The organism is Kitasatospora sp. NPDC056138 (assembly GCF_042264695.1).
Classification (GTDB): domain Bacteria; phylum Actinomycetota; class Actinomycetes; order Streptomycetales; family Streptomycetaceae; genus Kitasatospora.
The window spans coordinates 1-12,127 of sequence record NZ_JBHJVK010000123.1 but is presented as its reverse complement, the minus strand read 5'-3'; the positions used below and the strand labels follow the sequence as shown (position 1 = coordinate 12,127).

The window sequence follows — 12,127 nt, the reverse complement described above, 5'->3', positions numbered from 1 at the left end:
GGGGAAGACACCCCGGGCGCCGACCGGCCGGGTACGCGGTGCTCCCGTCCCCGGGTCCGCCCGCACGTTCTTGCAGTTCCCCGCAGTCATCGAATTGGGTGAGGTTCCAACAGTGGATCAGGAAAAGCTCCTCGACTATCTGAAGCGCGTGACGGCGGATCTGCACCAGACCCGCCAGCGGCTGCGCGAGGCGGAGTCGGTCGACTCCGAGCCGATCGCCCTGGTGTCGATGAGCTGCCGGTTCGCGGGCGGGGTGAACTCCCCCGAGGAGCTGTGGCAGCTGGTGGCCGAGGGCCGCGACGCGGTCGGCGACTTCCCGACCGACCGGGGCTGGGACATCGAGTCGCTCTTCGACGAGGACCCCGACCAGCAGGGCACCAGCTACACCAGGCAGGGCGGCTTCCTGTACGACGCCCCGGAGTTCGACGCCGCCTTCTTCGGGATCAGTCCCCGCGAGACGCTCGGCATGGACCCGCAACAGCGCCTCCTGCTGGAAGCGTCCTGGGAGGTCCTGGAGCGGGCCGGGATCGACCCCACCTCGCTCAAGGGAAGCCGGACCGGCGTCTTCGCCGGGACCAACGGCCAGGACTACGGCGATCTGCTCCACCAGGTCCCCGAGGGCGTCGAGGGCTACACCCTCACCGGCAACTCGGCGAGCGTGCTCTCCGGCCGCCTCTCCTACACCTTCGGCCTGGAGGGCCCGGCGGTCACCGTCGACACCGCCTGCTCCTCCTCGCTGGTCGCGCTCCACCTCGCCGTGCAGGCGCTGCGCCAGCGGGAGTGCTCGCTGGCGCTGGCCGGCGGCGTCACGGTGATGTCCAGCCCCCGTGCGTTCGTCCAGTTCAGCCGCCAGCGCGGGCTGGCCGCCGACGGCCGCTGCAAGTCCTTCGCCGCCGCCGCCGACGGCACCGGCTGGGGCGAGGGCGTCGGCATGCTGCTGCTGGAGCGCCTGTCGGACGCCCAGCGCAACGGGCACCCCGTCCTGGCCGTGATCAGGGGTTCGGCCGTCAACCAGGACGGCGCGAGCAACGGCCTCACCGCCCCCAACGGCCCCTCCCAGCAGCGCGTCATCCGCCAGGCGCTGGCCGCCGCCGGGCTCACCCCCGCCCAGGTGGACGTGGTCGAGGCGCACGGCACCGGCACGGTCCTCGGCGACCCGATCGAGGCCCAGGCCCTGCTCGCCACCTACGGCCTGGAACGCCCGCAGGACCGGCCGCTGTGGCTGGGCTCGGTGAAGTCCAACCTGGGCCACACCCAGGCGGCCGCCGGCGTCGCGGGCATCATCAAGATGGTGCTGGCGATGCAGCACGGCGTGCTGCCGCAGACCCTGCACGTCGACGAGCCCTCGCCGCACGTGGACTGGTCGTCCGGCGGCGTCGCCCTGCTGGAGCAGGCCCGGCCGTGGCCCGCGACCGGGGAGCCGCGCCGCGCCGGCATCTCCTCCTTCGGCGTCAGCGGCACCAACGCCCACACCATCATCGAGCAGGCCCCGCCGGCCCCCGAGCCCGCCGCCGGGGCGCCGCAGCCCGTCCCCGCGCTGCTCCCGCACCTGGTCTCCGGCCGGACCGCGGACGCCCTGCGGGCCCAGGCCGCCCGGCTGCGCGCCCACCTGGACACCGTTCCCGAGCTCGCCCCGGCCGACCTGGCCCACTCACTGGCCACCACCCGCGCGGCCCTCGACCACCGGGCCGCCGTGCTGGCCGAGGACCGCGCCGGGCTGCTGGCCGGCCTCGACGCCCTCGCCGCCGGCGAGCCCGCCGCGAACCTGGTGCAGGGCGTCGCCCCGGCCGAGGGCCGGACGGCGTTCCTGTTCACCGGGCAGGGCAGCCAGCGGGCCGGCATGGGCGCGGAACTGTACGAGGCGTTCCCGGTGTTCGCGGAGGCCTTCGACGCGGTGTGCACCGCGTTCGACGCGCACCTGGAGCGCCCGCTGCGCGAGGTGGTGTTCACCGGCGGGGACGGCCTGCTGGACGAGACCTCCTACACCCAGCCCGCACTGTTCGCGATCGAGGTGGCCCTCTACCGGCTGGTCGAGTCCTGGGGCCTGGCGCCCGACTCGCTGGCCGGCCACTCGATCGGCGAGCTCGCCGCCGCCCACGTCGCGGGCGTCTGGTCGCTCACCGACGCCGCCGCCCTGGTCGCCGCGCGCGGCCGGCTGATGCAGCAACTGCCGGCCGGCGGAGCGATGGTGGCGGTCGAGGCGACGGAGCAGGAGGTGCTGCCGCTGCTCGCCGGCCGTGAGGACCTGGCCGGTGTCGCCGCCGTCAACGGGCCCACCGCCGTGGTGCTTTCCGGCGCCGAGGACGAAGTCCTTCCGATCGCCAGGCACTTCGAGGAGCTCGGCCGCCGGACCCGGCGCCTCGCGGTCAGCCACGCCTTCCACTCGCCGCTGATGGACGGCATGCTGGACGACTTCCGCAAGGTCGCCGAGAGCCTGGACTACCAGCCCGCGCGCCTGCCGATCGTCTCCACCGTCACCGGCGCCTCGCTCTCCGCCGAGGAACTCGGCTCGCCCGAGTACTGGGTGCGCCACGTCCGCGCGGCGGTCCGCTTCCACGACGCCGTCCGCAGGCTCGACGCCAACGGCGTCACCACCTACCTGGAGCTCGGCCCCGACGGTGTCCTCACCGCGATGGCCCAGCACTGCCTCGGCGAGGACCGGGACACGGGCGGCGGCGACATCGCCCTGGTGCCCGCACTGCGCGCGGACCGGCCCGAGGTGCAGTCGCTGCTGACCGCCCTGGCCCGGGTCCACGTCCACGGCGCCACGCCCGACTGGCAGGCCGTGTCCGCCGCCTGGGGCGGCACCCGGGTCGACCTGCCCACGTACTCCTTCCAGCGCCGCCGGCACTGGCCCGAGCCGCCGTCCGGCTGGCTCGGCGACGTCACCTCCGCCGGACTCGGTGCGGCCGACCACCCGCTGCTCGGCGCCGCGGTCGCCCTCGCCGACGCCGACGGGGTGCTGTTCACCGGACTGCTCTCGCTGCAGACCCACCCCTGGCTCGCCGACCACGCGGTGATGGGCACCGTCCTGCTGCCCGGCACCGCCTTCGTCGAGCTCGCCATCCGGGCCGGCGATCACGTGGGCTGCCACCGGCTCGCCGAACTGATGCTGGAAGCCCCGCTGGCCCTGCCCGAGCGCGGCGCCGTCCAACTCCAGCTCGCCGTCGGCGAGGCGGACGCCACCGGCAGCCGCCCGTTCACCCTGCACTCCCGCCCCGAGCCCGAGGACGCCGCCACCGGTGCCGCCCTGACCGCCGAGCACGCCTGGACCAGGCACGCCACCGGCACCCTCGCCCCCGCGTCCGCCGACCGCCCGGGCGATGCGCTCGGCCAGGGCAGCTGGCCGCCGGCCGGGGCCGTTCCGGTCGCGACCGACGGCCTCTACGACTACCTGGCCGAGGCCGGGTTCGGTTACGGGCCGGTCTTCCAGGGCCTGCAAGCGGCCTGGCAGTCGGGCGACGAGATCTTCGCCGAGGTCCGGCTGCCGGAGCAGGCCAGGGCCGACGCCCGCCTGTTCGGCCTGCACCCCGCACTGCTCGACGCCGCCCTGCACGGCGTCGGCATGGGCACCCTGCTGCAGCCCAGCGAGTCCGGGCGGCTCCCGTTCGCCTGGAGCGGCGTCACCCTGCACGCCTCGGGCGCCGACACCCTGCGGGTGCGGCTCTCCCCGGCCGGTGAGGACGCCGTCTCCGTCACGGTCACGGACGCCACCGGCACACCCGTCGCCGACGTGGAGTCGCTGCTGCTGCGCCCGGTCTCGGCCGCCCAGGTGCACGCCGCCCGGGCCGTGCACCACGAGTCGCTGTTCAGCGTGGAGTGGCAGCCCGCACCCGCCGTTTCTCCCGCTGCCGACGTCGACGGCTGGGCGCTGCTCGGCGAGGACGGACTCGGCCTCGGCGCGGCCGGGTTCACCGTCCCCGCACACCCCGACCCGGCCGCCGTGGCGGCTGCCGCCGTACGTCCCCACACCGTCCTGGCCGTCCTCCCCACCGAGCCCGGGGCCGCTCCGGCGGCCGTGCACACGGCGGTGCGGCAGGCGCTCACCCTGGTGCAGGAGTGGCTGGCCGACGACCGCCTCGCCGAGGCCCGGCTGGTCCTGGCCACCAGAGGCGCGATGGCCGTCGCCCCCGGCGAGGACGTCACCGACCTGGCCGCCGCCGCCATCTGGGGCCTGGTCCGCTCCGCGCAGTCCGAGCACCCGGGACGCCTGGTCCTGCTCGACCTCGACGCCGACCCGCGCTCCGCCCGGGCCCTGCCGGCAGCCGTCGCAGGCGGTGAGCCGCAGCTCGCGCTGCGCGCCGGGGCCGTCCACCTGCCTCGGCTCGCCCGGGTGACCGCAGCCGCCGACGAGGGGTCCCACACCTTCGCACCGGACTCGCAGGGCACGGTCCTGGTCACCGGCGCCACCGGCACCCTCGGTGCCCTGGTCGCTCGCCACCTGGTCACCGCCCACGGCGTCCGGCACCTGCTGCTGGTCTCCCGCCGGGGCATCGAGGCCGCCGGAGCCCCCGAACTCGCCGCCGAACTCGCCGAGTCGGGCGCCCGGGTGACCCTGGCCTCCTGCGACGTCGCCGACCGCGAGGCCCTCGCGGCCCTGCTCGCCGCCGTACCCGCCGAACACCCGCTCACCGCCGTCGTGCACACCGCAGGCGTGCTGGACGACGGCATCGTCTCCTCGCTCACCCCCGAGCGCATCGACACCGTGCTGCGGCCCAAGGCGGACGCGGCCTGGCACCTGCACGAACTGACGAAGGACCAGGACCTCTCCGCCTTCGTCCTGTTCTCCGCAGCAGCCGGCACCCTCGGCGGACCCGGACAGGCCAACTACGCGGCGGCCAACGCCTTCCTGGACGCCCTCGCCCACCACCGCCGGGCCGCCGGCCTGCCCGCCACCGCACTGGCCTGGGGCCTGTGGGCCGAGCGCAGCGGGATGACCGGCACCCTGGAGGAGGCCGACCTCCGGCGCATCAACCGGGCCGGCGTCGACGCACTCTCCTCCCGCGAGGGCCTCGCCCTGCTGGACACGGCGACCGCGCTGGGCGGCGCGACCTACGTCCCGATGCGGCTCGACCTCGCCGGGCTGCGCAGCCAGGCCGCCTCCCCGGCGCTGCCCGCCCTGCTTCGGGGACTGGTCCGGGCACCCGCCCGGCGCGCCGCCCGGGCGGTCGAGGACGTCGACGGCTCCTTCGCCCAGCAGCTGGCGGCAGTCCCGGCCGCAGAGCGGGGCAAGGCGCTGCTCGCCCTGGTCATCGCCCACGTGGCCGGCGTGCTCGGCCACACCGGAGCGGACGCCGTCGAACCCCAGCTCGCCTTCAAGGAACTGGGCTTCGACTCACTGACCGCCGTCGAGCTGCGCAACCGCCTGAACGCGGCGACCGGCCTGCGACTGCCCGCCACCCTGGTCTTCGACTACCCGACCCCGGCCGCCCTCGCCGAACAGCTGGGCAGCGAACTGCTCGGCTCGGTCGACGCGATGACCGCCGTGGCCGTCACCACGGCGGCCGAGGACGACGACCCGATCGCCATCATCGGCATGGCCTGCCGCTACCCCGGCGGGGTGGCCTCGCCCGAGGACCTGTGGCAGCTGGTGTCCGCAGGCGGCGACGGCGTGTCCGCCTTCCCCACCGACCGCGGTTGGAACCTCGACGCGCTCTACGACCCCGACCCCGAGCGCCAGGGCACCTCCTACGCGCAGCAGGGCGGTTTCCTGCACGACGCCAGTGCCTTCGACCCGGGCTTCTTCGGCATCAACCCGCGTGAGGCGCTGGCGATGGACCCGCAGCAGCGGTTGCTGCTGGAGGCGTCCTGGGAGGCGTTCGAGCGGGCGGGCATCGACCCGGGCACCCTGCGCGGCAGCCGGACCGGCGTGTTCGCGGGCGTGATGTACCACGACTACGTCTCGCGGCTCCCCGCCATCCCCGAGGGCGTCGAGGGCTACCTCGGCACCGGGAGCTCCGGCAGCGTGGCCTCGGGCCGGGTGTCCTACACCTTCGGTCTGGAGGGCCCGGCCGTCACGGTCGACACCGCGTGCTCCTCCTCGCTGGTGGCGCTCCACCTGGCCGGGCAGGCACTGCGCTCCGGCGAGTGCACGCTGGCGCTGGCCGGTGGTGTGACCGTGATGTCCACCCCCGACACGTTCGTCGACTTCAGCCGTCAGCGCGGGCTGGCCGCCGACGGCCGCTGCAAGTCCTTCTCCGCCGACGCGGACGGCACCAGCTGGGCCGAGGGCGTCGGCATGCTGCTGGTCGAGCGGCTGTCCGACGCCCGCCGCAACGGGCACCCGGTGCTGGCCGTCGTACGCGGCACCGCCGTCAACCAGGACGGCGCCAGCAACGGCCTGACCGCCCCCAACGGCCCCTCCCAGCAGCGGGTGATCCGCCAGGCCCTGGCCAACGCCGCCCTGTCGGCGGACCAGGTGGACGCGGTCGAGGCACACGGCACGGGTACGACGCTCGGTGACCCGATCGAGGCACAGGCGCTGCTGGCCACTTATGGTCAGGGCCGCCCCGAGGACCGTCCGCTCTGGCTCGGCTCGGTGAAGTCCAACCTGGGCCACACCCAGGCGGCCGCCGGTGCGGCGGGCGTGATCAAGATGGTGCAGGCGATGCAGCACGGCATGCTGCCGCAGACCCTGCACGTCAACGAACCCTCCCCGCACGTGGACTGGACGGCCGGCGCGGTGGAGCTGCTGACGGAGGCCCGGCCGTGGCCGGAGACCGGACAGCCGCGCCGCGCGGGCGTCTCCTCGTTCGGGGTCAGCGGCACCAACGCCCACGTCATCATCGAGCAGGCACCGGCACCGGTCCCTGCGCCGACGCCGACGCCGACGCCGACGCCGACCCCGGCACCGACGGCTGTGCAGAGCCCGGCCCGGACCGATCCGGGTGTCGTGCCGTGGGTGCTGTCCGCGAAGACCCGCGAGGCCCTGCACGCCCAGGCCGCCAGGCTGCACCGGCAGTTGACCGGGGACGCGGCGCTGCCGGACTCCGTCGACGTCGGCTGGTCCCTGGCGACCACCCGCGCCGGCCTCGAACAGCGGGCCGCCGTGGTGGGCGCCGACCGGGACGAGCTGTTGCGCGGCCTGGCGGCGCTGGCGGCCGGCGAGTCGGCCGGCAACGTGGTGCAGGGGTCGGTGGTTACCGGGCGGACTGCGTTCCTGTTCACGGGGCAGGGGAGCCAGCGGGTCGGGATGGGCGTCGAGTTGTATGCGGCGTTCCCGGTGTTCGCGGATGCGCTGGACGAGGTGTTCGTGCACCTGGACCAGCATCTCGATCGTCCGCTGCGCGAGGTGATGTTCGCGGACACGGCCGGTCTGCTCGGCCAGACGGCCTACACGCAGCCCGCGCTGTTCGCGGTCGAGGTGGCGCTGTTCCGCCTCGCCGAATCGTGGGGTCTGCGGCCGGACTTCCTGGCCGGCCACTCGATCGGCGAGCTGGCCGCCGCGCACGTGGCTGGAGTCCTCTCCCTGGCGGATGCCGCCGTGCTGGTGGCGGCTCGCGGCCGGCTGATGCAGCAACTGCCCGCCGGTGGTGCGATGGTGGCGGTGCAGGCGTCCGAGGCGGAGGTACTGCCGCTGCCGACCGCCGAGGTGGGTATAGCGGCGGTCAACGGGCCTTCGTCGGTGGTCATTTCCGGTGATGAGCGGGCGGTGCTGGAGGTTGCGGAGAAGCTCGCTGCTGATGGCCGGAAGACGAAGCGGCTGACGGTCAGCCACGCGTTCCACTCGCCGTTGATGGAGCCGATGCTGGCGGAGTTCCGGGCGGTGGCCGAGGGTCTGACCTTCAACGAGCCTCGGATCCCGATCGTCTCGACGCTCACCGGCAAGGTCACCGAGGAGCTGGTCACCCCCGAGTACTGGGTCCGCCACGTCCGCGAGGCGGTCCGCTTCCACGACGCGATCCAGGTGCTGGAGGGTGAAGGCGTCCGCACGTTCCTGGAGCTGGGTCCGGACGGCACGCTCTCGGCGATGGGCCAGGAGTGCGTGACGGAGGAGGCGGTGTTCGCACCGGTCCTGCGCCGTGACCGCGCCGAGGCGCAGAGCTTCACGACCGCGCTGGCGCAGCTGCACGTCCGGGGTATCAAGCTCGACTGGCAGGCAGTGTTCGCGGGTACCGGCGCGCAGCGCGTCGACCTGCCGACGTACGCCTTCCAGCGCGAGCGCTACTGGCTGGAGGCGCCCGCCCTGTGGGCCGCCGACGTCGCCTCCGCCGGGCTGGTCGCCCCCGGGCACCCGCTGCTCGGTGCCGGCGCCCCGCTGGCCGAGTCCGACGGCTACCTCTTCACCGGGCGGCTCTCCCTCCACACGCATCCCTGGCTGGCCGACCACGCCGTCTCGGGCACCGTGCTGCTGCCCGGCACGGCCTTCGTCGAGCTCGCGGTCCGTGCGGGTGACCAGGTCGGCTGCGACCGGCTGGAGGAGCTCACCCTGGAGGCGCCGCTCGTCCTGCCGGAGACCGGCGCGCTCCAGTTCCAGCTCTGGGTGAACCCGGCTGACGAGAGCGGTACCCGGCCACTGGGTCTGTACTCCCGCCCGGAGGACGCCGACCCCGCCGAGCCGTGGACCAGGCACGCCAGCGGCGCACTCGCCGACCGCCGCCCGGCCGGCGAGACGACGGGTGACCTCACGGTCTGGCCGCCCGCCGACGCCACACCGGTCGAGGTCGCCGGGCTCTACGAGCGCCTGGCCGGCGGCGGATTCGCCTACGGCCCGACCTTCCAGGGTCTGACGGCCGCCTGGCAGCGCGGCGAGGAGATCTTCGCCGAGGTGGCCCTGCCGCAGGACGCCGAGGCAGACGGGAGCCTGTTCGCCCTCCACCCCGCACTGCTCGACTCCGCGCTGCACGGCACCTTCCTCCAGGAGGCGGGCGGCGAGCAGGGACGTCTGCCGTTCGCCTGGAGCGGTGTCACCCTGCACGCCACCGGTGCCACCGCCCTGCGGGTCCGGATCACTCCGCAGGGGACCGACTCGGTCGCGCTCACGCTCGCCGACACCACCGGCCGGCCGGTGGCCACGGTCGAGTCCCTGGTGCTGCGCCCGGTCGCCACCGAGCAGTTGCGCGGTGCCCGCAGCTCGCACCACGAGTCGCTGTTCGAGGTCGAGTGGACCGCCCTCCCGGCGGGCTCGGGCCCGGGTGCGGTCGCCGTCCCGCAGGCCGGCCGGTGGGCCGTCCTCGACAGTCGGCCCGGTGAGGCCGGCGGCCTGGCCACCGACCTCCGTACGGCGGGCATCCCGGCCGACGCGTACGCCGACCTGGCCGCGCTCGCCGCCGCCGTCGAGGCCGGTACACCTGCGCCGGACACCGTGCTCGTCCCGTTCGCCCCGCTGCCGCAGCCGGCCACCCTCCCGTCCGCCGGGGTGGTCCCGTCCGCCGAGGCCGTGCGGGCCGCCACCCATCGGGCGCTCGCGCTCGCCCAGGCGTGGCTGGCCGAGCCTTCGTTCGCCGAGGCCCGCCTGGTCCTGGTGACCAGGGGAGCCGTGGCGACGGCGGCCGGTGAGGCACTCGCGGACCTCTCCCAGGCGGCGGTGTGGGGCCTGATCCGGTCCGCCCAGGCGGAGAACCCGGACCGCTTCGTGCTGCTCGACCTGGACACCGCCGAGCCCTCGACCACGGCCGTCCCCGAGGCCCTGGCCTCGGCCGAGACGGAGCTGGCGATCCGACAGGGCACCTGCCACGCACCACGCCTGGCCAGGATCCCCACCGACGCCGCGCTCACCCCGCCGGCGACCGGTGCCGCCTGGCGGCTCGGCATCCCGGTCAAGGGCACCCTGGAGAACCTCGAACTGATCGAGTTCCCGGCCGCGGAGGCACCGCTCGACCCCGGATACATCCGGATCGGCGTCCGCGCCACCGGCCTCAACTTCCGCGACGTCCTCAACGCGCTGGGCATGTATCCGGGCAACGCCGGGCTGCTCGGCCTGGAAGGAGCGGGCGTCGTCCTGGAGGTCGGCCCCGGGGTCACCGACCTCGCCGTCGGCGACCGGGTGTTCGGCATGCTCTCCGGCGGCTTCGCGCCGGTCACGGTCACCGACCGGCGCATGGTCACCCGGATGCCCGACGAGTGGACCTTCGCCGAGGCCGCCTCCGTCCCCGTGGTGTTCCTCACCGCGTACTACGCCCTGGTCGACCTCGCCGACCTCCAGGCCGGGGAGACCGTCCTGGTGCACGCCGCCGCCGGTGGCGTCGGCATGGCCGCCGTCCAGCTCGCCCGCCACCTCGGCGCCGAGGTGTACGGCACGGCCGGCCCCGGCAAGTGGGACGCACTGCGCGGCCTCGGACTGGACGGCCGGCACATCGCCTCCTCCCGTGACCTCGACTTCGAGCAGAGCTTCCTCGCGGCCACCGGAGGCCGGGGCGTGGACGTCGTCCTCGACTCGCTCGCCCGCGAGTTCGTCGACGCCTCGCTGCGCCTGCTGCCGAACGGCGGACGCTTCGTCGAGATGGGCAAGACCGACGTCCGCGACCCCGAGCAGGTCGCGGCCGAGCACCCCGGCGTCCGCTACCGGGCCTTCGACCTGATCGAGGCCGGTCCGGACCGCATCAACGAGATGCTCACCGCCGTCATCGCCTTGTTCGAGCAGGGTGCCCTCCAGCACCTCCCCGTCACCACCTGGGACATCCGGCGCGCTCCGGAGGCGTTCCGCTTCGTCAGCCAGGCCAAGCACATCGGCAAGGTCGTCATCACCGTGCCCGCCCCGCTCGACCCGAACGGGACGGTCCTGGTCACCGGCGCCACCGGTACGCTCGGTGCGCTGGTCGCCAGGCACCTGGTCACCGAGCACGGCGCCCGCCGCCTGCTGCTCACCAGCCGACGCGGCAGCCAGGCCCCGGGGGCCGCCGAACTGGCGGCGGAACTGACCGGGTTGGGAGCCGATGTCACCGTCGCCGCCTGCGACGCGGCCGACCGCGGCTCCCTCGCCGCACTGCTCGCCGCCGTACCCGGGGAGCACCCGCTCACGGCCGTGGTCCACACCGCCGGGGTCATCGACGACGGCGTGGTGGCCTCCCTCACCCCCGAGCGGATCGACACCGTGCTCCGTCCCAAGGTGGACGCGGCGCTCAACCTGCACGAGCTCACCGCCTCCGCCGACCTGGCGGCGTTCGTCCTCTTCTCCTCCGTCGCCGGCACGTTCGGCGGCGCCGGGCAGGGCAACTACGCGGCTGCCAACGCCTTCCTCGACGCACTGGCCAGGCAGCGCGGCGCGGCCGGGCTCGCCGGGCTCTCGCTGGCCTGGGGCCTGTGGGCGGAGACCAGCGGCATGACCGGCACGCTGTCCGCCGCCGACCTCCAGCGGATGGCCCGTGGCGGCATCACCCCGCTCGCCTCCACCCAGGGGCTGGCACTGCTCGACACCGCCGCCACCGTCGGCCGGCCCGCCCTCGCCCCGATGGGCCTGGACGTCGCCGGACTGCGTACCCACGCCGACCCCGCCGCCGTCCCGCCGCTGCTCCGTGGTCTGGTGCGCACACCCGCGCGCCGCGCCGTCCGGGCCGCCACCGTGGCGGCGGAGGGGCCGAGCCTGGAGCAGCGGCTGGCCGGGCTGGGGGAGGAGGACCGCCGCAAGGTCCTGCTGGACCTGGTCCGTACCCAGGTCGCGGCCGTGCTCGGGCACGCCGGACCGGAGGCGGTCGAGCCCGAACGGGCCTTCAAGGAGCTCGGGTTCGACTCCCTCACCGGTGTCGAACTGCGGAACCGGATGAACGCGGCCACCGGTCTGCGGTTCTCCGCGACCCTGGTCTTCGACCACCCGACCCCCGCCGCGCTCGCCGAGCTGCTGGTCGCCGAGACCGCCCCGGCGGCCGATGCCTCCGGGCAGCCGCTGCTGGCCGAGCTCGACCGCTTGGAGGCCGCGTTCGCCGCCGCCCCGGTACCCGACGAGGAGGCCCGCACCGCGCTGGCGGCCAGGCTCCAGACGCTGCTCGGACGCCTTTCCGCGACGGCGACTGCCGAGCCGGCGGCCCCGGCCGTCGACACCGAGCAGCTCCGCGCCGCCTCGGACGAGGAACTGTTCGCCTTCATCCACGACCAGCTCGGCCGTTCGCAGGGAGGTAACTGACCCCTCGGCGGGGGAGAGCGGTCGCGGCCCCCGGCCGGGACTAGTCGGCGGGCGGACCCGGGCCGGCCG

The 12,127-nt window shown here is 75.0% G+C and carries 1 protein-coding gene; it reads left to right on the top strand.

Going from position 1 to position 12,127, the window contains the following annotated elements; all coding sequences use genetic code 11:
* Window positions 1–112 precede the first annotated feature (112 nt).
* A complete protein-coding gene (locus ACFC1R_RS37510) occupies window positions 113–12,058 on the top strand; it encodes an SDR family NAD(P)-dependent oxidoreductase (protein ID WP_375946210.1) in 11,946 nt (3,981 codons plus the stop codon).
* Window positions 12,059–12,127: the final 69 nt, after the last annotated feature.